Origin of the sequence: Arundinibacter roseus, assembly GCF_004348825.1 — a bacterium.
Lineage (GTDB): Bacteria > Bacteroidota > Bacteroidia > Cytophagales > Spirosomataceae > Arundinibacter > Arundinibacter roseus.
Map to the genome: position 1 here is coordinate 19,640 of NZ_SMJU01000015.1, position 25,627 is coordinate 45,266.

At 46.2% G+C, this 25,627-nt stretch carries 23 protein-coding genes; 16 read left to right on the plus strand and 7 right to left on the minus strand.

All coding sequences use genetic code 11. The features are described 5' to 3' along the window. Nucleotides 1-263 precede the first annotated feature (263 nt). Nucleotides 264-776: a fasciclin domain-containing protein gene (locus EZE20_RS19805; RefSeq protein WP_132120974.1), complete on the plus strand. Its 513-nt coding sequence runs from the start codon at nucleotides 264-266 to the stop codon at nucleotides 774-776. 107 nt (nucleotides 777-883) lie between these two features. Here the strand turns inward: EZE20_RS19805 and madM are convergent, their stop codons facing one another. The 3 genes from madM to EZE20_RS19820 are packed head-to-tail and all read right to left on the minus strand — an operon-like array spanning nucleotide 884 to nucleotide 3,513. Then, nucleotides 884-1,642 (minus strand): malonate transporter subunit MadM, encoded by a 759-nt coding sequence (madM, locus tag EZE20_RS19810; protein WP_132120976.1) that lies wholly within the window; start codon nucleotides 1,640-1,642, stop codon nucleotides 884-886. Nucleotides 1,643-1,649: 7 nt separating this feature from the next. Then, a complete protein-coding gene (gene madL, locus EZE20_RS19815) occupies nucleotides 1,650-2,012 on the minus strand; it encodes a malonate transporter subunit MadL (RefSeq protein WP_132120978.1) in 363 nt (120 codons plus the stop codon). Between the two features lie 13 nt (nucleotides 2,013-2,025). Continuing rightward, the gene (locus tag EZE20_RS19820; RefSeq protein ID WP_132120980.1) at nucleotides 2,026-3,513 is read right to left on the minus strand and encodes an acyl-CoA synthetase; all 1,488 of its coding nucleotides are present in this window, start codon (nucleotides 3,511-3,513) and stop codon (nucleotides 2,026-2,028) included. 309 nt (nucleotides 3,514-3,822) lie between these two features. Here EZE20_RS19820 and ccoS point away from each other — a divergent pair, with 309 nt between their 5' ends. The 9 genes from ccoS to EZE20_RS19865 all read left to right on the plus strand — a co-directional run bounded on the left by ccoS (nucleotide 3,823) and on the right by EZE20_RS19865 (nucleotide 13,953). Continuing rightward, entirely contained in the window at nucleotides 3,823-3,996 is a 174-nt protein-coding gene (gene ccoS / locus EZE20_RS19825) for a cbb3-type cytochrome oxidase assembly protein CcoS (RefSeq protein WP_132120982.1), read from the plus strand. Between the two features lie 62 nt (nucleotides 3,997-4,058). Further along, on the plus strand, nucleotides 4,059-6,233 hold the full coding sequence (ccoN, locus tag EZE20_RS19830; protein ID WP_132120984.1) for a cytochrome-c oxidase, cbb3-type subunit I: 2,175 nt from the start codon (nucleotides 4,059-4,061) through the stop codon (nucleotides 6,231-6,233). A 19-nt stretch (nucleotides 6,234-6,252) separates the two neighbouring features. Then, nucleotides 6,253-7,314, plus strand: a complete 1,062-nt coding sequence (locus tag EZE20_RS19835; RefSeq protein WP_132120986.1) for a cbb3-type cytochrome c oxidase N-terminal domain-containing protein — start codon at nucleotides 6,253-6,255, stop codon at nucleotides 7,312-7,314. A 75-nt stretch (nucleotides 7,315-7,389) separates the two neighbouring features. Further along, entirely contained in the window at nucleotides 7,390-8,799 is a 1,410-nt protein-coding gene (ccoG, locus tag EZE20_RS19840) for a cytochrome c oxidase accessory protein CcoG (RefSeq protein WP_132120988.1), read from the plus strand. Between the two features lie 42 nt (nucleotides 8,800-8,841). Then, nucleotides 8,842-9,291 (plus strand): FixH family protein, encoded by a 450-nt coding sequence (locus tag EZE20_RS19845; RefSeq protein WP_132120990.1) that lies wholly within the window; start codon nucleotides 8,842-8,844, stop codon nucleotides 9,289-9,291. A 33-nt stretch (nucleotides 9,292-9,324) separates the two neighbouring features. Continuing rightward, complete coding sequence (locus tag EZE20_RS19850) at nucleotides 9,325-10,047, plus strand: sulfite exporter TauE/SafE family protein (RefSeq protein ID WP_228713908.1); 723 nt, start codon at nucleotides 9,325-9,327, stop codon at nucleotides 10,045-10,047. A 139-nt stretch (nucleotides 10,048-10,186) separates the two neighbouring features. Further along, nucleotides 10,187-11,551 (plus strand): oxygen-independent coproporphyrinogen III oxidase, encoded by a 1,365-nt coding sequence (gene hemN, locus EZE20_RS19855; RefSeq protein WP_132120992.1) that lies wholly within the window; start codon nucleotides 10,187-10,189, stop codon nucleotides 11,549-11,551. 62 nt (nucleotides 11,552-11,613) lie between these two features. Next, nucleotides 11,614-12,870: a PAS domain-containing sensor histidine kinase gene (locus tag EZE20_RS19860; protein WP_132120994.1), complete on the plus strand. Its 1,257-nt coding sequence runs from the start codon at nucleotides 11,614-11,616 to the stop codon at nucleotides 12,868-12,870. Between the two features lie 18 nt (nucleotides 12,871-12,888). Further along, complete coding sequence (locus tag EZE20_RS19865) at nucleotides 12,889-13,953, plus strand: response regulator (RefSeq protein WP_132120996.1); 1,065 nt, start codon at nucleotides 12,889-12,891, stop codon at nucleotides 13,951-13,953. 95 nt (nucleotides 13,954-14,048) lie between these two features. On the opposite strand, the gene EZE20_RS19870 is transcribed toward EZE20_RS19865, so the two are convergent. Next, entirely contained in the window at nucleotides 14,049-14,990 is a 942-nt protein-coding gene (locus EZE20_RS19870; RefSeq protein WP_132120998.1) for a 2-hydroxyacid dehydrogenase, read from the minus strand. 148 nt (nucleotides 14,991-15,138) lie between these two features. Between EZE20_RS19870 and pdxA the strand changes: the two genes are divergently transcribed. The 6 genes from pdxA to EZE20_RS19900 all read left to right on the plus strand — a co-directional run bounded on the left by pdxA (nucleotide 15,139) and on the right by EZE20_RS19900 (nucleotide 22,150). Beyond that, nucleotides 15,139-16,245: a 4-hydroxythreonine-4-phosphate dehydrogenase PdxA gene (pdxA, locus tag EZE20_RS19875; RefSeq protein WP_132121000.1), complete on the plus strand. Its 1,107-nt coding sequence runs from the start codon at nucleotides 15,139-15,141 to the stop codon at nucleotides 16,243-16,245. Nucleotides 16,246-16,318: 73 nt separating this feature from the next. Further along, the gene (locus EZE20_RS19880; protein WP_132121002.1) at nucleotides 16,319-17,206 is read left to right on the plus strand and encodes a YicC/YloC family endoribonuclease; all 888 of its coding nucleotides are present in this window, start codon (nucleotides 16,319-16,321) and stop codon (nucleotides 17,204-17,206) included. Nucleotides 17,207-17,209: 3 nt separating this feature from the next. Beyond that, complete coding sequence (locus EZE20_RS19885) at nucleotides 17,210-17,827, plus strand: DNA-3-methyladenine glycosylase (RefSeq protein WP_132121004.1); 618 nt, start codon at nucleotides 17,210-17,212, stop codon at nucleotides 17,825-17,827. A gap of 239 nt (nucleotides 17,828-18,066) precedes the next feature. Continuing rightward, on the plus strand, nucleotides 18,067-19,152 hold the full coding sequence (locus tag EZE20_RS19890; RefSeq protein ID WP_132121006.1) for a Gfo/Idh/MocA family protein: 1,086 nt from the start codon (nucleotides 18,067-18,069) through the stop codon (nucleotides 19,150-19,152). A gap of 167 nt (nucleotides 19,153-19,319) precedes the next feature. After that, complete coding sequence (locus tag EZE20_RS19895; RefSeq protein WP_132121008.1) at nucleotides 19,320-20,564, plus strand: aspartyl protease family protein; 1,245 nt, start codon at nucleotides 19,320-19,322, stop codon at nucleotides 20,562-20,564. Between the two features lie 125 nt (nucleotides 20,565-20,689). Beyond that, a complete protein-coding gene (locus EZE20_RS19900; protein WP_132121010.1) occupies nucleotides 20,690-22,150 on the plus strand; it encodes a TlpA family protein disulfide reductase in 1,461 nt (486 codons plus the stop codon). 99 nt (nucleotides 22,151-22,249) lie between these two features. Here EZE20_RS19900 and EZE20_RS19905 read toward each other — a convergent pair whose 3' ends face one another. From EZE20_RS19905 to EZE20_RS19915, 3 genes are all read right to left on the minus strand, one after another. Further along, on the minus strand, nucleotides 22,250-22,777 hold the full coding sequence (locus EZE20_RS19905) for a DUF4199 domain-containing protein (protein WP_132121013.1): 528 nt from the start codon (nucleotides 22,775-22,777) through the stop codon (nucleotides 22,250-22,252). A gap of 125 nt (nucleotides 22,778-22,902) precedes the next feature. Beyond that, nucleotides 22,903-23,355 carry a response regulator transcription factor gene (locus EZE20_RS24560; RefSeq protein ID WP_132121015.1) on the minus strand — a complete coding sequence of 151 codons (453 nt, stop codon included), beginning with the start codon at nucleotides 23,353-23,355 and terminating at the stop codon, nucleotides 22,903-22,905. Between the two features lie 46 nt (nucleotides 23,356-23,401). Continuing rightward, nucleotides 23,402-25,603 (minus strand): B12-binding domain-containing radical SAM protein, encoded by a 2,202-nt coding sequence (locus EZE20_RS19915; protein WP_132121017.1) that lies wholly within the window; start codon nucleotides 25,601-25,603, stop codon nucleotides 23,402-23,404. Nucleotides 25,604-25,627 lie beyond the last annotated feature (24 nt).

The window sequence follows — 25,627 nt, forward strand, 5'->3', positions numbered from 1 at the left end:
TTTAGGTAGAAATACTACTACAAATGTATCGCATAACTAGCCAAACTGAAAAGATTTTGAGCGTAAAATGGAAGCGAGATGGGTAAAGTCAGGATAATACTCTTGTTTTTTCAGAAAAGGGGACTTAATGGTTGAGGATTAACCAACGTGGAATTTTGTTTTGTGTAAAGTTTTTTAAAAAAGATTAAACAAAAAAATAAACAACCCGTTCATAACGATAATCAACAAACTGAAAATCAAGTAAACATCAAACAAACAAACGTATGAACAAGGCATCATTTTTGACAAAAATCAGTTTAATCGCCGTCATGATCTTCGGAGTTATGGTTCAGGCACGTGCACAAACGCCAACGGGAAAAGATTTGGCAGGCAGCGCCGGACTTTCTGAAAACCACACTACTTTGCTCGCCGCATTGAAAGCAGCCGGATTGGCAGACCAAGCTTCCGCTGCCGGTCCGTTTACGGTGTTTGCGCCCGACAATGCCGCGTTTGACAAACTTCCCGAAGGAACCGTAGCAACCTTGTTGAAGCCCGAAAACAAGAAGACTCTCTCAGGAATTCTGTTGTACCACGTGGTGCAGGGAGCTGTTTTGTCCTCTGCTTTGAAGGATGGACAGGTAATCAAAACGGTAAACGGAGCGTCATTGACCGTGCGCATGAAAGACGGAAAAGTAATGCTCGAAGACACCAAAGGTGGAATGTCAACCGTAACGGCGGCAGATATTCAGGCCACCAACGGCGTCGTACATTCGATTGATTCGGTGTTGATGCCATAAGGAAAAGTTGGAGTGAGGAGGAAAAGCCATGAAAATGAATCACCCGCCCGGACGCAAGTCTGAGCGGGTGATCTTTATTTTGGGGCAGATGAAAGATTTATTTTTTCTCAAAAGAATAATTGCAAAAATAAATACAAGATTGAAGGGCAAAGCAAACAGCCAAGTCCTGTATAAAAAGTGGCCGTAAGTGCGCCATAAGGTACGAGCACCGGATCAGTGGCAGCGAGTCCGGCAGTTACTCCGCTTGTGGTGCCCATGAGCCCGCCAAAAATCATGGCGGCATGTGGCGAACGCAGGCCGATATGCGGTGCAAGGAATGGCGTTCCGACGGTAACAACCAGGGTTTTGACCACTCCGGCGGCAATGCTGAGGGCAATAACATCCGAACTGGCACCAATTGCTCCTCCCGTAACGGGACCTACAATGTATGTACAAGCTCCGGCTCCAAGAGTGGTAAGGCTGACGGCATCGGTGTATCCAAAAAACAGACCAACCGCTACCCCGCTGAAAAAGGAAAGGAAAATTCCCAAAAAAAGAGAAAGTACTCCCGCCCAACCGGTACTGCGCATCACGAGCAGGCTCGCGCCCATGGCAGTGGCAAGCACGGCAAAATCGCGGAACATAGAACCGCCCAAAAGCCCAAAACCGGCAAAAAATGGGATGTCTGCAATACCTTTGGTCCCGCCGGTGTAGTGCCCGCCAAGGTAGGCCAATATAAGCCCGATGAGGATCGCTAAGGCAGAGCCCGGTATTTTTTTGCGGGTCAGGTGTGTAGAAAAGATGCTTGCTACAAACATCAATACCCCTACCACCAAAAAGGCAACAATCAATCCGTTTTTCAGGACAAAAGCAGTTAGCGTTTCCATGGATTAGTTACTGGGTTTTTTTGGCCAGGCGGGTGAGAAGGGGGAGGGCTGCCATACCCAATACTACGGGAATAAAACCTGCGGCAAGGGCTATGAATCCGCTGGAAACGGCTAGTTTGACATTTTGAGTAGCGGCCATCGCCACAATAATCGGAATGTACATGTGATTCCAGAACTGAATGCCGTTTTCGGTGTGGAGCGTGAGTGCGCCTTTTTTGCGAAGCCAGTCGCTGAGGACAACCAGAAACAACATGGCAAATCCTACACCGCCAACGTTGGCTTGTACGCCAAGGAGGTTCCCGAGATAGTCGCCCAGTAGCTGACCGACTGTGTAGCAAAAGGCCAAAAGGGCAACGCCGTATATAATCATGAATGAGGGCGAATTAGAAAAGTTTTTTCAACTCATTTTTGGTCACTTTACCCATGGCATTTCGGGGTAGTTCTGCCAGGATTTTGTAAGAGCGGGGTATTTTGTAGGCCGGCAGTTTTTCGCGTAGCCAGTTCTTGAGCGTTGAAAGATCCAGATCATGCGGATGCTCCACCACAAGGACCGCAGCCACCAGCTCGCCCCACTCTTCGTCGGGAATGCCAAGTACGCTGCAATCGGTGATGTCGGGATGAGCACGCAACACTTCTTCTATTTCCAGGGCAGAAATTTTATATCCGCCCGATTTGATAATATCAATCGAATCGCGCCCCAAAATGCGATAGTAGCCATCTTCTACAATGGCAATATCGCCCGTTTTGAACCAGCGATCTTCGGTAAAAGCCTCGCGGGTAGCGTCGGGTTTGTTCCAGTATTCAAGAAAAAGAGTTGGACCTTTAACCTGAATTTCACCCGGGTTTCCCTGCTGCAATACCTGATCCTGCTCGTCTACAAGCCTGACTTTTACCCCCGGCAGCGGCTGACCGATGTATCCGGCGCGGCGCTTGCCCTGGTAAGGATTGCTGATACCCATGCCGATTTCGGTCATGCCGTAGCGTTCCAGCAGGGTATGACCGCTGATGGTTTGCCATTTTTCCAACACCGAAACCGGTAAGGCTGCCGAGCCCGAGACCATCAGCCGAAAGCGGGAAAGAACCGCAGAAATCTCCTGCTGCTGCTCTGCCGACAAATGTTCATAGTACGTAATGAGCTTGAAGTAGATCGTCGGAACAGCCATAAAAACATTGATTGATCCTTTTTGAAATGCCTCAAATACAGCTTCTGCCGAAAATGCCGGGAGAAATTCTACCGTAGCACCAGCCCAAAGCGCACACGAAACGACATTGATGATGCCGTGCACATGATGCAGCGGCAACACACAAAGAATATGATCTGAATTGGTCCATTGCCAGGCTTCTACCAGCGTACTAATCTGCGCATTAAGCGCTCCATGAGTAGTTACTACGCCTTTGGGTTGGCTGGTTGTTCCGCTTGTATACAGAATCATAGCCCGACGCTGAGGCGCAAGTTCGGGGAGGGTTTTCTCAGAAAAATCCTGAGTGGGTTTTTGATCCAATGAAATAAAACGTAAGCCTTTTTGGGCCGCAAGAGGAGCCAAAAGTGCCGCGTATTCGCCACTTGCTACCACGATTTCGGCGCCGGTATCTTCCAGCACGTATTGCAAAGAAGGCAGCGGATAGCTGATACTTAGCGGAACGGCAATGCCTCCGGCCCGCCAAATGCCCCATTGTACAAATACGTAATCAAAGCCGGGCTCTATCATATAGGCCACGCGCATTTCCTGTAAATCGGATGTTTGGCCCAGCAGCTGATCGGCAAATTGGCCGGAGGCCTGCATCAATTGTTGATATGAAAAGGTTTGGCCGTGGCTAATGACTGCCTGACGGTTGAGGTGCCGGGTAGCGTTGGCAACTAATGAAAGCATGGGCAGAACTGTGTGAAACAGGGGTTAGGGTTCTAAGGCAAATATAGTAGCATTTTTTGGTGCAGTTCTGATTTTTAAATACGTAATACACAGCGCAGGCTGTAAAAAGCAGGCCTGAACTCTCTTCATACAGGGAAGACTTTACCCGTCTGATTCTTCTTCTTCACCAACCAACATTACCCGAAACTGACCAATGTCAGTTTTGTGACCGGTTTCCCCTCATCGTTTGCCGCTAGGCCGGGCGGTAGTTTTGATGCTGAAAACAAGTACACCAGTTCGGGACAGTCACCTTTTAGCAAACGCTTCAACATGAGTGCATTATTTATTCTAATCGGTTTTAGTTTACTGGCCGCAGTCGGGTTTCTGGCCGCTTTTGTGTGGTCCGTACGCGACGGGCAGTTCGACGACGATTACACACCTTCTGTCCGTATCCTGTTCGACGATACCCCCGAGCCTTCTCCACCCCCCGCCAAAAAATCATGAAACTTTTAAAATTCCCTTTCAATAAAAACCACTCTTCACTTTAACCAACTTTTTCCTTTATTATGGTCAACGTTCTAAACACGGATACCGCCCCGGGCGCACTGGATGAATTTCAGTATGACAACCGGATCGTGCGGAACTTCGCCATCGCTACCGTCCTGTATGGTCTGATCGGAATGCTGGTGGGGGTATTGATCGCTTTTCAGCTGGCGTACCCTTTCCTCAATTTTGATCTTTCCTACACGACCTTTGGCAGGCTCCGCCCTCTTCACACAAATGCCGTCATTTTTGCATTTGTAGGCAATGGCTTCTTTACGGGATTGTACTATTCTGTACCCCGCATCCTGAAAGCCCCTATGTGGAGCAAAGCGCTGAGCAACTTCAATTTCTGGGGTTGGCAGCTCATTATTTTGGGTGCAGCTATCACGCTTCCCCTGGGTTTTACGTCTTCCAAAGAATACGCCGAACTGGAATGGCCTTTTGATATTGCCATTGCCGTGGTGTGGGTGGCTGCTATGATCAACCTGATCATGACTCTGCTCAACCGTCGTACGCAGCATATCTATGCAGCGATTTGGTTTTACCTGGCTTCGTTTATCACCGTGGCAATGCTGCACGTGGTTAATAGCCTGGCACTTCCCATTTCACTTTTCAAAAGTTACTCGTTGTACGCAGGCGTACAGGATGCGCTCGTGCAGTGGTGGTATGGACACAACGCGGTGGCGTTCTTTTTGACCACACCTTATTTGGGTTTGATGTACTACTTCCTTCCCAAAGCGGCCAATCGTCCTATTTATTCCTACCGATTGTCAATCGTTCACTTTTGGGCGTTGATCTTTTTGTATATCTGGGCCGGTCCTCACCACTTGCTCTATAACTCTCTGCCTGACTGGGCCCAAACACTCGGAACCGTTTTCTCAATTATGCTGATTGCACCATCCTGGGGTGGTATGATCAACGGCTTGTTTACGCTGCGGGGTGCCTGGGACAAAGTGCGCGAAGATGTTGTACTCAAATTTATGGTAGTAGCGATTACTGCTTACGGGATGGCGACGTTTGAAGGCCCGATGCTTTCACTCAAAAACGTAAACGCAATTAGCCACTTTACCGACTGGACCGTAGCTCACGTACACGTGGGTGCATTGGGATGGAACGGCTTTCTGACTTTTGGTATATTCTACTGGCTTATTCCACGCCTGTACAATCAGCCGCTGCACTCGCAGAAACTGGCCAACTTCCACTTCTGGATTGGTACGCTAGGGATTCTGTTTTATGCCGTGCCAATGTACTGGGCAGGCTGGACACAGAGCTCCATGTGGAAAGAATTTACCGAAGAAGGTCTCTTAAAATATCCTAACTTCCTCGAAACCGTTACGCAGCTGATTCCGCTTTATGTCTTGCGTGGTATTGGTGGTGTGCTTTACCTGATTGGTTTTGCTACCATGATTTATAACCTCTACGTAACCGCCAAAAAAGGTCATTTGGTAGGAGAAGAAACCGCCAAAGCCCCCTCATTGGCTTCTATCTGGAATGTTCCTGAAAAAGAATACTGGCACAGCCGAATCATGGAGCGTAAGCCTTTGGTCCTTACTGTGGCAGCACTCGTGGCGGTAGCAATTGGCGGTATTATAGAAATTGTACCGACGTTCATGATTGAATCTAATGTACCCACGATTGCGAGCGTGAAGCCTTACACACCGCTTGAATTGCAGGGACGTGATATTTATGTTCGGGAAGGCTGTTACGTATGTCACTCGCAAATGGTGCGCCCGTTCCGCTCGGAAATTGAGCGCTATGGCGAATATTCCAAGGCGGGAGAGTTTGTGTACGACCACCCGTTCCAGTGGGGTTCCAAGCGTACCGGTCCGGATTTGCACCGCGTAGGAGCCAAGTATCCTGACTCGTGGCACTACAACCACATGGAAGATCCTACGAGTATGTCGCCGGGCTCTATCATGCCTCCCTATGCCTTTATGCTGGATGCAACGCTGGATACGACCACGACGGCTGCCAAAATCAGAGCGATGATTACGCTGGGTGTACCGTACGAAGAAGGATATGATCAGGAAGCTAACCGGGATCTGATGAAACAAGCAGACCAAATTACGGAAAGCTTAAAGCAAAGTGGTATCAAAACAACGTCTGATAAAGAAATCATTGCTTTGATTGCCTACCTGCAACGCCTTGGGACTGATATAAAAACCGACAAAGGAGTAGCCTTACAATCAGGACTTTGACCCTCAAATTCTTATTCCAATGAAATTCAAAAATTATCTCGAAACCATTGCCGGCATTAGCATCTATCCGTTGATTTCCCTGGTAATATTCTTTGCCTTTTTCGTAACGCTGATCGTGTATGTGATGCGTATGGACCGCAAAACAGTTGATAAGCTAAAAGCGATTCCGCTGGACGATAGCCTCGTCAAAAAAAGTATCCTGACTGTGCTGGGGTTGCTGGTAGTACCAGCGGCCTTTGCTCAGGACGCTGCCGCAACGCCAACGTCTACTACTGATGCCATGTTGTACACTGTCCTTTTTGTACTGGCCTGCATGATCGTGATTTTGGTGGTAGTGCTGCTGCAAGTGGTTTCTATTTTACGAAAACTAACTGCCAAGTCGCAACCTGAGGCTGTAAGTAACGAATCTGCACCGATGTTTAGCTCCAACTGGTGGAGCTATTTCAGCGGGTTTGCTACGCCGCTCAGCGAAGAAGAAAAGATCATCATCAAAGGACATGATTATGACGGTATTCACGAACTCGACAACCGGATGCCACCGTGGCTGCAGTTCCTGTTTGTGGGCACGGTTGTCATTGCCATTGGCTACGTATTGTACTATCACACCACAGGTTGGGGCGATTTGCAGGAGGCAGAGCTTGAAAAAGAACTGGCCGTAGCTGAGGTTCAAAAGCAGGCATTTATTGAAAAAATGGGGGCAAGTATTGACGAAAATACCGTCACACTGCTCGAAGATGAAGGCATGCTGAAAGAAGGTGGTGTGATTTTTCAGGAAAAATGTGCCGCCTGCCACGCCGCTGATGGCGGTGGTGGCGTGGGTCCAAACCTGACGGACGACTACTGGATTCATGGGGGAGATGTGAAAGATGTGTTCAAAACCGTGAAGTACGGTGTTCCCGAAAAAGGAATGATTTCCTGGGAAAAACAGCTGAAACCACTCGACATGCAAAAAGTGTCAAGCTATATCAAGGTACAGTTGCAGGGCACCAAACCCGCAAGTCCAAAGGCCGCCGAAGGTACCTTACAGGAAGCAGCCCCCGCAGCAGCCCCGGCTGAAACTGAACCTGTGGCCCTCAATTAATAAAAATACTAACAACAGTGGCGGGCCTTCGAGTCCGCCACTGCCTGTTACAACAATAGTCAATTCCAAAATGCTATGAGTACTCTTGCTGACCCCTTTGATAGTGACGAATCGTTTCGCGACCATTTCAATGCAGTAGATGATGATGGAAACCGTAACTGGTTTTATCCTCAAAAACCATCGGGAGCCTGGCACGATCGCCGCGTTTGGTTTTCTGTTATTGCGCTTGGAATTTTGTTTGCGGGACCTTTTCTGAAACTCAATGGGCAGCCTTTGTTTCTCTTCAATATTCTGGAAAGGAAATTTATCATATTCGGACTTTTCATCGGGCCGCAGGACTATTGGCTCTTTGGTCTCACGATGTTGTCCTTTATGGTCTTTATCGTCCTTTTTACTACCATTTTTGGTCGTTTGTGGTGCGGGTGGGCCTGTCCGCAAACGGTATTTATGGAAATGGTTTTTCGTAAAATCGAATACGCTATTGAAGGCGACCGGGCACAACAAAAATCTCTTGATAAAGCCCCCTGGACTACCCAAAAGATTAGCAAAAAAGTATTGAAATGGTCCATCTTTCTCTTTGTTTCATTTCTGATTGGCAACCTGCTGATCGCTTACGGCATTGGGGTAGATGAGCTCAAAAAAATAATTACCGAACCCATTTCCGAGCACGTCGGTTTGTTCTCGGGCGTGGTGATTTTTACCCTTATTTTCTACTTCAACTTTGCCTGGCTTCGCGATCAGGCCTGTACAGTTGTGTGCCCCTATGGACGTTTACAGGGCGTTTTGCTTGATAAAAACTCCATAGTCGTTGCCTACGATTACAAGCGCGGAGAACCCCGCGAAAAATTGAGAAAAGGGCAGGACAGAACCGCCGGCGATTGCATCAGCTGTTTTCAGTGCGTGGCCGTCTGCCCCACCGGAATCGACATTCGAAATGGTACCCAAATGGAATGTGTCAACTGTACTGCCTGTATTGATGCCTGCGATACTATTATGGATAAAGTAGGCATGGATCGGGGGTTGATTCGCTATACCTCAGAAAATGCGATTGCTAACGGAATCAAGAAACTGATTACTACACGTACGGTGGGCTACATCGTGGTCCTGACCTTGCTTTGGACGGTTTTAGGCTATCTCGTCATTACCAGAACCGATACCGAAACGACGCTTCTTCGCGCGCCGGGTTCGAGCTTTATTGAAAATCCGGACGGGACAATCAGCAACCTCTATACCTTCAAGATTTTTAATAAAACCAACCACGAAATAACCCCCGTCATGTCGATAGAGTCGCCCAAAGGCACACTTCGGTTTGCGGGTGTACCCGACCTTCGGCTTGATGCCGCCGGGATGTCGCAGGGGACCGTATTTGTTACCATTCCCAAAACTGCCCTTGAAGGCCGGAAAACGAATGTGAAGTTTGCTATAAAATACGGAGAGGAAACGCTCGAAACGTTCGAAACAACGTTTATGGCACCCCAATGGTAGAGTAATGGAGACGTATTGAATGATACTTTAACAGGTAAAAAAATGAAAAAAATGAATTGGGGAGCAGGAATTGCTCTATTGTATATCGGGTTTGTGATCGGAATCCTGACCCTCGTAACCATGAGTATGAATCAACGCGTGGATCTGGTTTCGGAAGATTATTATGATCAGGAACTGCGTTTTCAGGGAAAAATGGAAAAGATTCAGCGTAGTCAGGACCTGTCTCAGCCGATCAGCTGGCAAGTAAACGACAAGACTATTTCGATACAATTTCCGGAGAATTTTCAATCTCAAACCCTTAGCGGAACTATTGCGCTTTATTGCCCGTCAGATCCGCGAAAGGATGTGCTCTTTGGTATAAATGCCGATGCCCAAAATCAGCAGATTATTCCGCTTGATAAAGTTCAGGAAGGTCGTTATCTGATAAAACTGGATTGGAAAAATGGCGAGATAAGCTACTGGAATGAAGGGGTAATTACCATTCAGAAATAAAACTAAAAAAGGGGTGCTAACCCCAAAATCGTTATGAGCGCGATGCTATTGCTGGCCTTTACGCTGGGTTTGATGAGTAGCTTTCACTGCGTAGGCATGTGTGGGCCTATTGCCATGGCGCTGCCGGTACACAAAGGCAGCCGTTTCATGCAGCTTGCCGCTTTGTTTTCTTATAACACAGGACGGGCCGCGACTTATGCTTTGTTGGGTACGCTCATTGGCGCGCTCAGCGGGGCATTGGTGTGGGTGGGCTACCTGCGTTATTTGTCCATTGCGGCCGGTATATTTATGTTGCTGTACGTTCTTTGGCCCTCCAAGCTTGATGCCTACCTGCACGTTCCTGCCTTTTGGCAGCGAATGGTGGGGCAGGTGAAAGCCCAAATGGCGGGCATGCTGCACCGCCGGAGTCTGTCAGGCTGGATTGCCCTCGGCATGCTCAACGGCCTGTTGCCCTGCGGCATGGTTTACCTTGCCGTTGTAAGTTCAGTAGCAATGGGCAGCGCATTCAACGGCGCACTTTACATGTTTACCTTTGGCATGGGTACTTTACCTGCCATGATGGCCGTTGGGTTTTTTAAGCAATGGTTTACCCCCTCGCTACGCAGTCGCTTTCGCCGGATGACCCCGGTATTTATGGCGATTGCCGGCATATGGCTCGTGGTTCGTGGCCTCGCCATTCAGCTGCCAACGGCGCTTCCGTCGAATGGCTCAACGACCGAAATTCCCGTTTGCCACAGCAGTGGTTCTTCCCGATAGTGCCCCTGTGGCCCCCAAATCACCTATTTTCCTGACAATTGTCATGTTTTCCAGCCAAAACTCCCCGTAGTTTTGGATTCTGCAACTGTCGTGAGGACGGGCAGATACTGACCCTTACTCACTTAACCTTATGCTTCCTATGGATCACCAATTGTTACAAAAATATAACGTGCCGGGACCGCGCTACACAAGCTATCCAACGGTGCCGTACTGGCAATCAACCCCTCCTTCGCCTGAGCAATGGGGCGAACTGGTGAACGATACATTTTCGGTAACTAATAAAATGCAGGGAATCAGCCTGTATATCCATATTCCATTTTGTGAAAGCCTATGTACGTACTGCGGCTGTAATACCCGGATCACGGTCAATCATGCCGTAGAACAACCTTACATGGAGGCGGTTTTGAAAGAATGGGAGTTATATAAAGCGGTGTTGGGTTCAGAAAAACCCCGGATTCGGGAGCTACACCTGGGAGGCGGAACGCCCACTTTTTTTAGCCCCGAAAACCTGAAATCCATGATTAGCCGGTTGCTCGAAGGCTGCGAAATTCATGAGCAGGCCGAATTTGGCTTTGAAGCACACCCCGGCAATACGACCGACGAGCACCTCATGGCTCTGTACGAAGTTGGTTTCAGACGAATCAGTATTGGCGTTCAGGATTTTAACCCGATTGTGCTCGAAATAATTAATCGGCATCAAACCTACGATCAGGTAAAACACCTGACCGAAAAGGCTCGTGAAATTGGTTATACTTCCGTCAATTATGACGTGGTGTACGGCCTGCCCCAGCAGAAAGTATGCTCCATGACGCAAACCATTTATAAAGTGATTCAGCTTCGGCCCGACCGCATTGCCTTTTACAGCTATGCGCATGTGCCCTGGATCAAACCCGGTCAGCGACGCTTTACCGAAGAAGATTTGCCCGACTCCATGAAAAAACTGGCGATCTACGAAACCTGCCGGGGAGCGCTCGAAATGGCCGGTTACGAAAACCTCGGCATGGATCATTTTGCCCTCAAAACCGACGGATTATTTAAAGCATTTGAAGAAAAACGCCTGCATCGGAATTTTATGGGCTATACCGATACCCAAACGTCCCTGCTCATTGGCCTGGGTGTTTCGGCGATCAGCGACGCGTGGTGGGGCTACGTTCAGAATGAAAAAGGAGTAGAGGCGTACTACAAACGCCTGGCCCTGCGTGAGTTGCCTTTTTTCAGAGGGCACGTGCTCAACCGTGAAGATCTTATTTTGCGTCGGCATATTCAGCACCTGATGTGTAATTTTGAGACCACCTGGTCGCATACACAGGAGGTTTCGCAGGCCTTTTATCAAGGACTTGCCCGGCTGGAAGAAATGGAAAAAGATGGGCTCGTAATCATTGAACCTTACCATTTACGTGTAACTGAAAGTGGACGTAATTTTGTCCGAAACGTGTGCATGGCCTTTGACGCCCGTTTGTGGGAAAACGTACCGCAAACCAACCTTTTTAGCCAAACGGTCTGAAGAAAAATTACAGGTAATTCATCTCGAAAATTGTTCCTTACAAAATACTCCCTTACTTTGGTATGTTAGAGCTATTTATTAAACATACAGAAGAAATGAAGCGGCATATCGAGATGTTGAATGCACTCTTCAAACATGCCACAGAAGGCATTATCGTGGTCGATGATCATGGAACGATTGCCATGGTGAATCCAACGGCAAAAGACCTTTTTGGCTATGATGACGATGAATTGGTCGGAAATAAGATAGAAATCCTGATTCCGATCCGGCATGCCCGGCAGCATGTGCATCAACGAATTAATTATATGCATGAACCCCGCGCGCGGGGTATGGGCAATAATCGGGATCTTTTTGCCCGCCGAAGCGATGGAAGCGAGTTTCCGGTTGAGGTAAGTCTGAGCCCTTTTTCTACGAGTGAAGGCGATTTTGTGGTGGCTTTTGTGGTGGATATTACCGCCCGAAAAAAGCAGGAAAATGACATTAAAGAAGCCAATATTGAGATTCAAAAGCTAAATACGGAGCTGGAAATGCGCGTAACTCAGCGTACACAAGAGCTTGGCGAAGCGTTGCGAAAACTCGAAACTTCACAGGAAGAGGTGGTCAGAGCCCTGGAAAAAGAACGTGAATTGAATGATATGAAGAGTAAATTTGTAACCATTGCATCGCACGAATTTCGTACACCTTTGGCTACAATTTTGTCCTCTGCTTCGTTGATTGGCCGCTATGTTTTGACCGAAGAAAATGATAAACGGTTCAAACATGTACAACGCATCAAATCAGCGGTAAATAACCTGACGGAGATCCTCAACGATTTTTTGTCTATCGGAAAACTGGAAGAAGGACGCATGCAGAGTGTCCCCGTACAACTCGATATGCCGTCTTCCTGCCTGGACCTGATGGACGAAATTAAGGGTGTGTGCAAAGAAGGACAAAAAATTGAATATCAACACAGCGGTGGAGCCGAAGCGTGGCTTGACAAGCACCTGCTGCGCAATGTGCTGATCAATCTTTTGTCCAATGCCATTAAGTATTCTGACTGCCACACCACGATTTTTCTGCGTACCCGAGTGGATGAAAAAGGAGTTCATTTTGAAATTCAGGATCAGGGAATCGGGATTCCGGAAAGCGATCAGCCGTACATCTTTGACCGGTTCTTTCGGGCTCACAATGCCGGTAATGCACAGGGAACGGGCCTTGGCCTGAATATCGTTAAAAAATACATCGACCTGATGCAGGGGGATATTTCGTTTGAAAGTATTACCGGAAAAGGAACCACTTTTTTCATTTTTCTGCCCAATCACGCCGAGGTTGTCGCCTAGCTTTACCTATCCGAACCAATGAATACGAAGAAGATTTTACTAATTGAAGATAATCCCGAAATGCGGGAGAATACAGCGGAAATCCTGGAATTGGCGAACTACGATGTGGTGACCGCTACGAACGGAAAAGAAGGGGTGAAAATGGCGCATTCGCTCAATCCCGATCTCATCATTTGTGACATCATGATGCCCGAACTCGACGGCTACGGTGTGCTGCATCTGTTGAGTAAAGAGGAAGAAACGTCCAATATTCCCTTCATATTTTTGACTGCCAAGGCCGAAAAAAACGATTACCGCAAAGGCATGACAATGGGTGCGGACGATTATCTGACCAAGCCCTACGACGACGTAGAACTATTGAGTGCCGTGGAAGTTCGCCTGAAAAAAAGCGAACGACTGAAAGCAGAGTTTAATCGCACAGGTGAAGGGCTCGATCAGTTTATTCAGGAAGCCCGCTCGGTGGATGCGCTCAACAAACTGACGCAGGAAAAGAAGGTTAAGTCATTTCGTAAAAAAGAAACCGTTTATACCGAAGGCAGTTATCCGACCGGCATTTTCTTTTTGCTGGAAGGTAAAGTCAAAGCCTATCGCGCCAATGAATACGGCAAGGAATTCATTACGGATTTATATAAAAAAGGCGATTTCTTTGGCTACGTGGACCTTTTGCAGGGCACGCCCTATCAAGACACAGCCGTAGCCCTCGAAGAATCGGAAGTGGCGGTGATACCCAAAGAGGATTTTTTTACTCTTTTGCAGGGAAGTAGGGAAGTTTCCGGGAAGTTTATCAAAATGCTTTCCAATGAAATCAAGGAACGGGAAGAACGCCTGCTGCAACTTGCCTACAACTCCGTTCGGAAACGGGTCGCCGAAGCACTCATCATGCTTGCGACGCGCTATCAGGCCGATAAAACCAAGCCTTTTTCGATGGCAATTACCCGTGAAGATATTGCTTCGCTCGTGGGAACAGCCACCGAAACAGTAATCAGAACGTTGTCTGACTTCAAAGAAGAAGCACTCGTAGAAATGAAAGGAAGTCTCATTACAATTATCAATTATGATAAATTGCTGAGGATGCGAAACTGATTTTTAAAGGAATATTTTACAAATGAAAAATGCTGGATCCAAGGTCTAATTTTAGCCTTGATCCAGCATTTTTTTTAGTTTTCCTGGCGGTAATGTCAGACAGCTGCTGTTTGAAGCCACGCCGAAATCTGATTCACCAAAACCTCATTGATTCGTACATAACTTTCGTGTGACCATCCCGCAATGTGCGGTGTCAGCACTACCCGGTCTGAGGTGCGCAGATAGTCAAAGGCTTCCTGCTGTGGATTGGTGAGTTGGCTGAGTTTTTCGTTTTCAAGAACATCCAGGCAAGCGCCCAGAATTTTCCCTGATTTCATGCCGTTTACAACGTCTCTCAAACTTACAACTTCGCCCCGCGACACGTTGATGAGATAAAACGGCTTTTGAAAATTGGCGATGAAAGAATCGTTTACAAGCAAACGCGTCTGATCTGTCAGCGGAATATGTAAACTCAGCACATCGGCTTCCGCCTGAATCTGAGACAACGTAGCTTCCTGAACCCATTCATCTCCAAAATTGGAACGGTACTTATCATACGCCAACACTTTACACCCAAAACCCCGCAGGCGGCGGGCCGTAGCGCTGCCGTTGTTGCCGTAGCCCACAATGCCCACCGTTTTGTTCATGAGCTCTACGCCCCGGTTTCCTTCGCGGTCCCAAATCGCTTTTCGGACTTCCCGATCGGCTTTGTTCAGGTTGTTAAAAAGCATCAAAATCATGCCCAACGTATGCTCCGCTACGGCGTCGCGGTTTCCTTCGCCGGCATGGAAAAGCGTAATATTCATACGCTCCGTGAGCGGCACGTCGATCAGGTCGAGACCGGCTCCGGCGCGGGCAATGAAGCGCAGCCGCTGCGCCTGCGTCAACAATTCTTCGTCAATGCGGGTCTTGCTTCGGATAATCAACCCATCATAGCCTGATAGATAGGCGAGTATATCGGTGCGTCGAAATCCCGGTTTAAAGTCATAGGCCCATCCGTGCGATTCCAGCAAGGGAAAAAGCGAAGGGTGCATTTCGTCTGCAATCAGTATTTTCATGGGAGCGGTGGATTTTTCGTAACTTGCACGTTAACTATGTACAAAAGTCGGTAGTTTTTAGAGAAAAGCATGCAGATAGCGATGCTAAATTGTAGAATCAACGGCTGGCTTTTTGTACCAGTATTGACTATTTCAGACTAAATTTTCCATGAGTGAGTTACAAAGTTATAAGCCTATTGTTGGCATTAGTATGGGAGATTACAACGGCATAGGACCGGAAGTAATACTTAAAGCATTGGAGAGCAATCAATTATCTCGTCAATGTACACCAGTGATCTACGGTTCTTTGCGTGTGTTAAATAAGTATCGTCAGATGCTGAACATGAAAGAATGGAACCTGCAGGCCATTCAGAAAGTAGAACAGGCCAACCCGAAGTCTACCAACGTGATTACCTGCTGGAACGATCAGCAAACGGAACTGGAACCGGGGAAAATAACTCCCGCTGCCGGAAAAGCAGCCTTTGCAGCGCTCAAGCGAGCTACGGACGATCTGAAAGCAGGCCGTATTAACGCCCTCGTGACAGCGCCGATCAATAAGGATACGATGCAGAGTGAAGACTTTAAATTTCCGGGTCATACCGAATACCTGGCTCAGGCTTTCGGCGTCAAAGAAGCGCTGATGTTTATGGTCGCCGGTGACTTTCGGGTAGGAGTACTGACGGGCCACATTCCGCTGGATCAGGTTCGGGCGCAACTGACTCCCGAAAAATTAACCGCCAAAATAAGTCAGATTCTCCACTCACTTCGCTCAGATTTCGGGATTGTCAAACCCCGTTTGGCGGTTTTGGGACTAAATCCGCATGCCGGAGAAAACGGTTTGCTGGGCACGGAGGAACAGGACATTATCAGCCCGGTTTTATTAAAATTCAGGGAAAAAGGTGAATTGGTAATCGGGCCATTTCCGGCTGACGGATTTTTTGCAGCCTCTACCTACCGACACTACGATGCCGTTTTGGCCATGTATCACGATCAGGGATTGATCCCGTTCAAAACCATTGCCTTTAATTCAGGTGTTAACTTTACGGCGGGCTTGTCGGCCGTACGCACCTCGCCCGACCACGGAACAGCTTACGACATTGCCGGCAAAAATAGCGCCGAACCGGGTTCCATGCTGGAAGCGATTTACCTGGCCTGCGATGTAGCGCGCTATCGGCTGGATACAGCCGAAATTGTCAAAAACGCACTCGTATCGACTCCACAGGCTTCTGAAAGTCAGGCGCCCGGAAAAGCCCAACGCCCGAATCGTAACTCCTGAGTTCCTTTGGAAGGAAATTTAGGTGCGATTTTATTAAAAATTATTTTCTATACCCTTTTACAAAACATACGGAATGCTCAAATCCATGACCGGCTATGGTATAGCCCACGTTGAATCCGATTCGCTTACGGTTACTGTCGAAATAAAAACACTAAATTCTAAGTTTCTGGATATTTTTTGCCGGATTCCCCGGCAGTACTCTGAACGTGAAATTGAGATTAGAAATCAAATTACCCAATCGCTGGAACGAGGCAAGGTAGAGCTCTCGCTGACGGTACAGCCCGTCGGAACTACCGCCGCGGCTTCGGTGGTCAATCGCTCGCTGGTTAGCGCCTATTTTCGTGATTTGAGCAAAACAGCCGAAGAATTGGGCTTTACGGCCGATCCAACCGAATTGCTCCGACTTTCGCTGCAAATGCCAAATGCCTACAATACGGACGTTGCCAATGAAGAGCGGCGGGATCAGGAAGGCGCTTTGCTCAAACAAGCTGTGCTGGAAGCGATTCGTAAATGTGACACGTTTCGGCAGCAGGAAGGCCAACTGACAGCAGCCAAACTGATGGAATACATCGCCTCGATTCGGGGCCTGCTCACGCAGGTGCAGGAGCAGGATGTGCTGCGCATTCCGGCAGTGCGTGAACGACTCGAAAAGCAGGTTCGTGACCTTTTGTCGGACGATAATTTTGATCCAAACCGTTTTGAGCAGGAATTGATTTACTACATAGAGAAATATGATATTTCGGAAGAGAAAGTTCGGTTGGCCAACCACCTGAACTACTTTGAAGAAACGCTCGCTTCGACCGATAGCAACGGCAAGAAACTTAATTTTATAGCCCAGGAAATTGGCAGGGAAATAAATACCATCGGTTCCAAAGCCAACGATGCCGGTGTGCAGCGGCTCGTGGTGCAGATGAAAGATGAACTCGAAAAGATTAAAGAGCAAACCATGAATGTGATCTAAGGAATGCAGGGTCGGCACAGCGCAACATTTTACAGACAACATTCTACCCTGGCACTTTCGCAACTATTACTTGGCTGTGAGCTCGTACACGAAAGCGGGGAAGGGATTACGGCCGGAATTATTGTCGAAACGGAAGCCTACCTCTGGGGCGATCCGGCCTGCCATGCCTACCGCAAAAAAACCGCCCGAAATGCCGCAATGTTTGGCCCGCCGGGAACGCTGTACGTCTATTTGATTTATGGATTATACTATTGTGTAAACGTCGTTGGCGGGCCGGAAGATCAGGGCGAGGCGGTTTTAATTCGGGCTTTGCAGCCGACCCGCGGGCAGGATCTGATGGCTTTGCGACGAACGCTGCATCCAAAATCGTTACTGCCGGGAGCCCAGAAATTCTTTGGTGAGCGCGATTTGTGCAGCGGCCCTGGCAAGCTCGTGCAAGCCATGGGCATACGGCCCGAGCACAACGGGCTTTCGCTGGAAGAGCCTGCGATTTACATTACTACTCCGGTAATTTCAACGTTTGACACCGTAACTACCACCCGCATTGGCATCACACAGGGTGCTGAACTTCCGTATCGCTTTTATATCAGAGATAATAAATTTGTGAGTAAAAAAGGCTGATCTGTTGTCTCAAATTGAGAGACGGGATCAGCCTTTTTTTGATTTTTTTCGGTCTTTTCAATTACCCAAAATCCCGGTGGCTATTGCCAAATACATATGGCAAGCGTATCTTGTTTCCTGTTGCTGCATAATTCATAATCCTGAAATTTTATAGTTAATTTGGTGCCGTTGTTGGTTTTTTTACCAACAACACATGAATAAATTAATAATCAATTACTTAAATTCTTAAACCCAAAATAATGAACCCATTGACAACAAATGTAAAAGTACTGGTTGTAGGTTGTGGAAATATGGGCGCTTCGCATGCGCAGGCCTATCAAATGCTGGAAGGATTTGAAATTTGCGGGATTGTATCCACTGGAAAAAGCAAGGAAGTACTCAATGAAAAATTAGGCGGAGGTTATGCGCTTTTCTCCGATTACGCCGAGGCCCTTGCCGTCACGCAGCCGGATGCCGTCTGCATTTCAACCTACCCTGATACCCACGAAACCTTCGCCATCATGGCCCTCGAACAAGGCTGTCATGTATTTATCGAAAAACCATTGGCTGATACCGTTGAAGGATCCGAGCGTGTGGTAGAAGCTGCCCGAATAGCGGGTAAAAAAGTGGTTGTGGGCTACATTTTGCGGCATCATCCTTCGTGGGAAAAGTTTGTGGAGATTGCGCAGGACATGGGCAAGCCGCTCGTGATGCGGATGAATCTCAATCAGCAGAGCCACGGCCAAATGTGGACCGTGCACCGGAACCTGATGAAAAGCCTGAGCCCGATTGTGGATTGTGGCGTGCATTACATTGACGTGATGTGCCAAATGACTCGCTCAAAGCCCGTGCAGGTTTCGGCGATTGGCGCACGGCTAACGGACGATATTCCGGCGACGAACTATAATTACGGACAATTGCAAATTCGCTTTGAAGACGGCTCGGTCGGTTGGTATGAGGCAGGTTGGGGACCGATGATGAGCGAAACAGCCTTTTTTGTAAAAGACGTGATTGGCCCCAAAGGCTGTGTGTCTATCGTTGCCAAAGAAGCCGGTGGAGCCGGGAAGTCAGATAACGTTGACTCGCACACCAAAACCGAATCGTTGCGGGTGCATAAGGCCGATTTGAATGAAAATGATGAGTTTGTGTATCAGGATGAATGGATTAATCTAACCGACGAGCCTGATCATCAGGAGCTATGCAATCGGGAGCAACGCTATTTTCTTCGGTCAATTCAGGAAGATTTGGACCTGACGGATCATTTGCAGGATGCAGTCAACAGCCTGCGCGTAGCTTTTGCCTGCGATGAGTCCGTACGAACCGGGCAAGTCGTGCTGCTGCCTTAGGGCTATTGGAAGTGGACGTGTTGTTGGTCGAGTTTTCTGTCGTTGTTGTTTCTTCAACAACGGCAGAAATAAATCTATACAAGTGGACAATCTTATTGTAGCAATCCGTGAAAGTTTTATTTTAGATTTTCACGGATTATTTTTCATTTCAGCTTTAACGACTAAAAATGCAAAAAAGTCATGGGACTCTTACATGTCAAAAACCAAAAGTCCTATATTTAATAGCTTTAAGTATATTCTTAATAGCATCTTGCAAAACAGAGCAAAGCTTAGTATCTAAGATTATATCGAAACACTATTATAAAGAATGGTTTTTCTTGAACACCTCCGGGGACGAAACTACTACCATCCCATTCGAAATAATTGATGGTTGGATTGTTTTGAAATTACAAATTAATGAAAAAGATACTACCCATTACAAATTCATTTTTGATACAGGGGCCATGACTACCATTGACCTTGATCTGGCAAGGAATTTGAACCTGCCAATATTAAGGGATTTGACAGCAGTAGACGTGAATTCTTCTGAGAGTAAAGCCGTGCTAACTTCAATTAATAAATTGAAGATTGGAGAAAGAACATTTTTTAATGTTGGAGCAATCTCCTCAAAATCAGATATTTTTGGTTGCAATGAAATAAAAGGTCTGTTTGGACTCAACTTAATGAGAGATGCAGTATTTCGGATAAATTTTAAGAGTAAGCTACTATCAATATCTTCCACTCTAAATGCCTCCATTAGCAACTTTGATCAAATAAAAATTGCAAACGATTGGAAGAAATATAATTTTATAGAATTGAAGTCAAATAATAAAACAATAAATGCCCTTTTTGACACCGGATTTCCTGACTATGTAGCTTTAAACAATTCCTTGAAAAATAAATTCGAGATAGATAGTTTTTTGAAAAGCAAGTTATTGTTCACAGGGGGGCTAAGCTCTTCTGTTTCGGATACTCTACATTTTTATAGGCCTCATAATTTGAAAGCAGGCGAACAAATGCTGGATCGTGAGGTTTTTGTATTTTCTAATAATAAAACTTTAATTGGAAGCGGTTTTTTGTCAGGATTTGAAGAGGTAATTATTGATGTGTCTAATAATAAATTATATGTGTCTAAAAACAAGACAGAAATAAGTAAGCTTTACAAAATACCTAATGTTACGTTAGGATGGAAGAATGGATCAGTTAAAGTTACCAGCTTGGTGGTAGGAAGCAAGGTTGAAGAAATGGGGATTAGGTTAGATGATCAAGTGGTTTCTATCAATAACATATCAACTTCTGATTTACATGATGCCTGCATGTACAAAAAATTTAAAATTGATAATGCTATTTTTAAAAGTGATCTAAGGTTAACAATTTTAAGATCTGAATCTATGTTTGACTATTTCATTAATTCAAGTATTTTATATGATTAATTACTAAGCTGTAAGTAGGAATACTGCCGTTGTTGATGGTTCACCAACTGAGGCAGACGGCAGATGAGAGTGATAATTAAAAGAAATCCCACTAGACTAATTCCATATTTTCAAGTAAAAAGCATATGAAATCACTCCTTTCAATTTTCTGCTCAATCATTTCTATTCTTTTTGTTTCAGGTTGCGTTTCTTCCTTGGAAGAGGATAAAACTCAAATAAATATCTCTTCCCGTGAATATCCTGGAATGGAGGTATCTTTAAAAATAACACGAGGTTTGCCTCTTAGCCCCAAAGAAATTCATACGACTCTGCTGGATTCCCTGGGGCGTGCAAGAATTGAATTTTTCCATAAGGATACCCTTCATGCATTATTGGTAGTTGGCGAATATGAATTCTTCACAACCCTATACCTGGAACCCGGGTCATCTATTGATCTTACGATTGCGAATGGACTTCCTCAGTATGATGGTGATTTGAAAATCATTAATTCATACTATCATAAAATTAATTTAAATGCAATAGAGGGACAGGAATATGTAAACTCAAATTATGCGAAATATATATCTGCATCTCCTTTAAAACAACAGGTGTATCTGGATAGCCTTGCAATCATTGGCATAGAATTAAAAAAGCAGATCGAAAGAGACAATTCTATTTCAGACCATTATAGGCAAATGCTAATTGACTATTTTGCCCTTTTTGAAATCACTCAACGCATGGATTTTAATACGAAAGTCGATCTCAATAAGATAAACAACGAGGAGAAGATTGTGGTTTTAGACTCAACTTTATCTAATGCATTTGAAAATTTTAGCATACAATCTAAGTATGTAAAGTATCCAAATTATTTGTGGTACATGAACATGAGGTTACGACCATTATTATTTAATATTCTGTCCTATCACTACGAGAATGGTATAAAAATGGAAGAGTATGAATACATTAAAAAAGCGATATTTAAAGATCCAAAATTGAACGATTATCGGGAAATACTACTAGCTATGCTTGTATCGAAAATGTTGCATGATGATGACATAGCTTATGAGTTGGGTTCAAAGCTTACCAGTTCGTTTCAGAAAGATTATCCCGAATCAAAATACTTAAATGATTTGACTTATATACTTCCTGAACTCTTTCAGTTAAAAAGCGGGATGCCAATGAAGGACATAGAAATGCATGATCCAAGTGGAAAAGCATTCAATGTTTCCAGCCTTAAAGGGAATCTTGTGTACATTGATGTATGGGCAACGTGGTGTGGACCATGTTTGGATGAATTGGAATATTCTAAAAAGTTATCGAAAAAATATTCAAATCAATCGGGTTTGAAATTTCTTTACGTATCAATAGACGAAGACACAGAGAAATGGAAGAAATTTTTGAAAGAAGAATTACAAATTAAAGGCCTGCACGGTATCCAAAATTCTGAGTTTGTAGCAGATTCAAGTATGATCACCAATCTGTATAAATTTAGTGGAATTCCCAGATATATTCTGATCGATAAAAATGGAAAAATAATTAATTCAAACGCCAAACGTCCGTCGGAATTAGTGACTGGTAATCATTTAGATTCTCTTTTGGCTCTCTAATTTGGGTAATTTTACTTATGTTGTTTTGCTACCGTAGTTGGTGTTTTCTACCAACTACGGTAGAAGTTTGCCCCAAATTTCTAGTAAAAACGCATTCCATCAGCCAACAGGAACCGTTTTCCTTTTTAGAATCAAAGCACTAATCAGGGAAACAATGAGGCCAACGGGGAGTATTTCGGCATAGGTGAATAAAATAACAAACAGGGGGTTTTGGTACATGCTTTTGTACGTTTCCATGTCGGCTTTCTGTTTGGCCAATTCCGTAGCAGTTGCACCGCTTGTGCCTGCTTCTTTGAGCACATAATCCGTGTAGCGATCCATAAAATCAGGGATAAAAAAATAGTAATCAACAAGCCAGATTACTACATAAATTGTAGACGCAACGAGTGTGATGTACAGGCCAATCAGAAAGGCTTTTTTGAAAGAGAGCGTGCCGTCGCTGATAGAATCCCGGTAGTTTTTTACGCCGACAAAAATAAAGGCAAAAGCCAGAATCATGGAGGCGTAGCCCAGAAAAACGTTTCCCTCAAAATTGTCGCTTTGGTAGCAGGTAGAAATGGACCAAACCATAAAAGCGCTCACGAGTAACCCGGCAATTGTCCCAAAAATCAAAATGATTCGTTTCATACAGTGTAGTGTTTTTTTATTGATAAAACTGTGGGCAAAAGTGGAAGGAAATCGTCTGAAATGAGTCATACTTTCAGGTGATTTTGTATGAAAAACCTACATTCATACCAAAGAATGACAAGCCGCTAAGAGATGATTCTCAGCCGGCGGGCCTTTTCAATTGCCTGCGTTCGGCGTTTTACGTCCAGTTTTTCAAAGACACGGGACGAGTGGGTTTTGATCGTGTTGAGGGAGACAAACAAGCGCGCTGCAATTTCCTGATTGCTCAGTCCTTCGGCCATTAAATTGAGTACTTCCAGTTCGCGTTTGCTGAGCGAATGAGTCGTTTCAGTTTCATGAAAATTTGGTATTGTAGTCGTTGCTTCGGTACGTGCAGAATGCTGTTTTGGTAAGGTTAGTTTCAGAGCCAGCCAAATACCCAAAGCTGTGAAAAACAACGCCACAACTCCCATGTAAAGCTCCGTGGCGTGATGAATGATTAGCAGACGAAATTCCAGCCATTTTAACACAAAAAGTAAAACTGACAGCAAAAATGCATACAGTAAGGTGCTTTTATATGTAGCCCAAAAATGTGTCATCGGTTGAAGCCTTCTGTCAATCAATAGTTCAGGAAAACGGCTTTTCTCAGACGATAAGCAAACCGTGATTCTGCAAGGTTTTCCAGATATCAGAAGTAGCAAATGCTTCAAAACTACCCAAATCGGCGGCATTGTAGGCTGTTTTCATTGTTTCCAGCGGGAAAATTTCCGAGGTGGACACATGCAGGCGGGGAAGAATTTCTGCCAGCCATGTTCCCAAAGTGACGGACGTATGAATGGCCCATTCGTCCTTCTTGCTGTAAAAGACGAGCTCGGCCATAGCCTGCGTTTTCTTTCCCTGTTTTTCTTCAAAAAAATCAATGGTTGGCATATTTCCCAACCACACGACCTGCGCATTTGGCCGTGGGGCAGGCGTGGGTTCGGCGAGCGCTTTCTCTATGTAGTGCGGGGGAATCGACGTGGCCGGAACTTTATGCTCAAACCATTGGGAAAGCGGAAATTCAAAACACACGCCATGCATGTAATTGAAGAGCGATTTGCGCAAGCCTTCTGCAAACTGATCGTGGTCTGTTCCGAGCGGATCGTCATGAAAAAGGTCGTTGTCGGCAAAAGCTCCAGCTACCGGGCCGATGCGCTGCACGTCAAACTCGGCGGGTAAAAGACCCACCGGGCTGTGGGCCGTCATGGCAAAGCGATGCCAAAAGCCCGACTGCACGATGCCAAGTTCAAACAATTGCCGCACCATTTCCAGCGAATCAATCGTTTCCTGCGCGGTTTGAGTAGGAAAACCGTACATCAGGTACGCATGAACCATGATGCCGGCCTGTGTGAAAGCATCGGCCACACGCGCCACCTGCGCCACGGTCACGCCTTTTTTCATACGTTCGAGCAGGCGGTCGGAGGCTACTTCCAGCCCGCCTGATACGGCAATACAGCCGGAGGCTTTGAGCAAAAGGCATAAGTCGGGCGTAAAGTTTTTTTCAAACCGAATGTTGGTCCACCAAACCACCGTCAGCCGCCGCCGCAGTATTTCCAGTGCCACGTCACGCATGAGCGCGGGCGGCGCGGCTTCATCGACAAAATGAAAACCATTCTGCCCCGTTTGCTGAATGATTTCTTCAATCCGATCACAAATCAACGCCGCTGTCACGGGTTCGTAGCGCTTGATGTAGTCCAGCGAAATGTCACAAAACGAACATTTTCCCCAATAGCAACCGTGGGCGAGCGTGAGCTTGTTCCAGCGGCCGTCGCTCCACAACCGATGCATCGGATTCACGATTTCAATCACCGAAAGGTAGTCGTGTAGCCGGAGTTCGCGGTAGTCGGGCGTTCCTACATCACGTTGAGCGACGTCGCGTTCTTTGGCGCCGTTAATATATACAACCTCCCCATTTACAAGGCAATAGGTACGTTTCAACTGACTACGTTCCCGGGTACCCCGCAGGTAGTCGAGTAGCGAAAGCAGCGGAGCTTCGCCGTCGTCCAGGCAGATATAATCGAGAAATTCAAAAACCCGTGGGTCTTTCAGGCTCCGAAGTTCGGTATTGGCAAAACCGCCGCCCATCACCACTGCAATATGCGGATAGTGTTTTTTTATAAATTGCCCGCATTTCAGAGCTCCGTACAAATTTCCCGGAAAAGGCACCGAAAGTCCCACCAATGTAGGTTCCAAATGCCTGATTTTTTCATCCAGAATATCCAATAAATACCGTGAAAGCAGAGTTTCGGGCGCATGAAGTTCCTGATACAATTCGTCAAAATGTGTGGCGGTGCGGCCCAACCGCTCGGCGTAGCGGCTAAACCCAAAATGCGGATCGACAGCCTCCTGAATTAAATCGCCGATGTCTTCGAGATACAACGTACACAAATGCCGTGCTTTATCATGAATACCCATCGTTCCAAACGCCCAATCCAGTTCTTCGAGTGTCTGAAAACGGGCGGCTTCGGGCAAATAGCTGCGGTCGCAAATGCTGTGCGCAAGCGTTGGATTTCTATTTTGTAAAAATGAAATAACCGGGTCAATCGTCCTAATGTACTCTTCTTTCAAACTATAAATCCGAAAGCTATTGTCCGAAAGCTCACAGTCCGACGCTTCCAGTTCCTCAAAAAGCTGCTGTAAACCAGCCTTTGAAAATAGCCGCAGGATGACTTCAATGCCAAGATCTGCCTGATGCGATGCAATACCAACCGTATTCAAAAAACCTTTCAGGTAAGCCGTAGCCGGGTAGGGCGTGTTGAGCTGGGTGAAAGGCGGCGTAATGAACAGGGAAACAAGGGGCTTGGTCATGAAAAAGTAAGTTTATTCACGCAA

Bases quoted from the DNA above. Each gene is read 5' to 3' on its own strand.
- pdxA (WP_132121000.1), top strand. From the start codon at position 15,139: ATGAGTGAGTTACAAAGTTATAAGCCTATTGTTGGCATTAGTATGGGA.
- madL (WP_132120978.1), bottom strand. From the start codon at position 2,012: ATGATTATATACGGCGTTGCCCTTTTGGCCTTTTGCTACACAGTCGGT.
- EZE20_RS19885 (WP_132121004.1), top strand. From the start codon at position 17,210: ATGCAGGGTCGGCACAGCGCAACATTTTACAGACAACATTCTACCCTG.
- ccoS (WP_132120982.1), top strand. From the start codon at position 3,823: ATGAGTGCATTATTTATTCTAATCGGTTTTAGTTTACTGGCCGCAGTC.
- hemN (WP_132120992.1), top strand. From the start codon at position 10,187: ATGGATCACCAATTGTTACAAAAATATAACGTGCCGGGACCGCGCTAC.
- EZE20_RS19905 (WP_132121013.1), bottom strand. From the start codon at position 22,777: ATGAAACGAATCATTTTGATTTTTGGGACAATTGCCGGGTTACTCGTG.
- EZE20_RS19835 (WP_132120986.1), top strand. From the start codon at position 6,253: ATGAAATTCAAAAATTATCTCGAAACCATTGCCGGCATTAGCATCTAT.
- madM (WP_132120976.1), bottom strand. From the start codon at position 1,642: ATGGAAACGCTAACTGCTTTTGTCCTGAAAAACGGATTGATTGTTGCC.
- EZE20_RS19820 (WP_132120980.1), bottom strand. From the start codon at position 3,513: ATGCTTTCATTAGTTGCCAACGCTACCCGGCACCTCAACCGTCAGGCA.
- EZE20_RS19880 (WP_132121002.1), top strand. From the start codon at position 16,319: ATGCTCAAATCCATGACCGGCTATGGTATAGCCCACGTTGAATCCGAT.
- EZE20_RS19915 (WP_132121017.1), bottom strand. From the start codon at position 25,603: ATGACCAAGCCCCTTGTTTCCCTGTTCATTACGCCGCCTTTCACCCAG.
- EZE20_RS19900 (WP_132121010.1), top strand. From the start codon at position 20,690: ATGAAATCACTCCTTTCAATTTTCTGCTCAATCATTTCTATTCTTTTT.
- ccoN (WP_132120984.1), top strand. From the start codon at position 4,059: ATGGTCAACGTTCTAAACACGGATACCGCCCCGGGCGCACTGGATGAA.
- EZE20_RS24560 (WP_132121015.1), bottom strand. From the start codon at position 23,355: ATGACACATTTTTGGGCTACATATAAAAGCACCTTACTGTATGCATTT.
- EZE20_RS19895 (WP_132121008.1), top strand. From the start codon at position 19,320: ATGCAAAAAAGTCATGGGACTCTTACATGTCAAAAACCAAAAGTCCTA.
- EZE20_RS19860 (WP_132120994.1), top strand. From the start codon at position 11,614: ATGTTAGAGCTATTTATTAAACATACAGAAGAAATGAAGCGGCATATC.
- EZE20_RS19850 (WP_228713908.1), top strand. From the start codon at position 9,325: ATGAGCGCGATGCTATTGCTGGCCTTTACGCTGGGTTTGATGAGTAGC.
- EZE20_RS19865 (WP_132120996.1), top strand. From the start codon at position 12,889: ATGAATACGAAGAAGATTTTACTAATTGAAGATAATCCCGAAATGCGG.
- ccoG (WP_132120988.1), top strand. From the start codon at position 7,390: ATGAGTACTCTTGCTGACCCCTTTGATAGTGACGAATCGTTTCGCGAC.
- EZE20_RS19805 (WP_132120974.1), top strand. From the start codon at position 264: ATGAACAAGGCATCATTTTTGACAAAAATCAGTTTAATCGCCGTCATG.
- EZE20_RS19870 (WP_132120998.1), bottom strand. From the start codon at position 14,990: ATGAAAATACTGATTGCAGACGAAATGCACCCTTCGCTTTTTCCCTTG.
- EZE20_RS19890 (WP_132121006.1), top strand. From the start codon at position 18,067: ATGAACCCATTGACAACAAATGTAAAAGTACTGGTTGTAGGTTGTGGA.
- EZE20_RS19845 (WP_132120990.1), top strand. From the start codon at position 8,842: ATGAAAAAAATGAATTGGGGAGCAGGAATTGCTCTATTGTATATCGGG.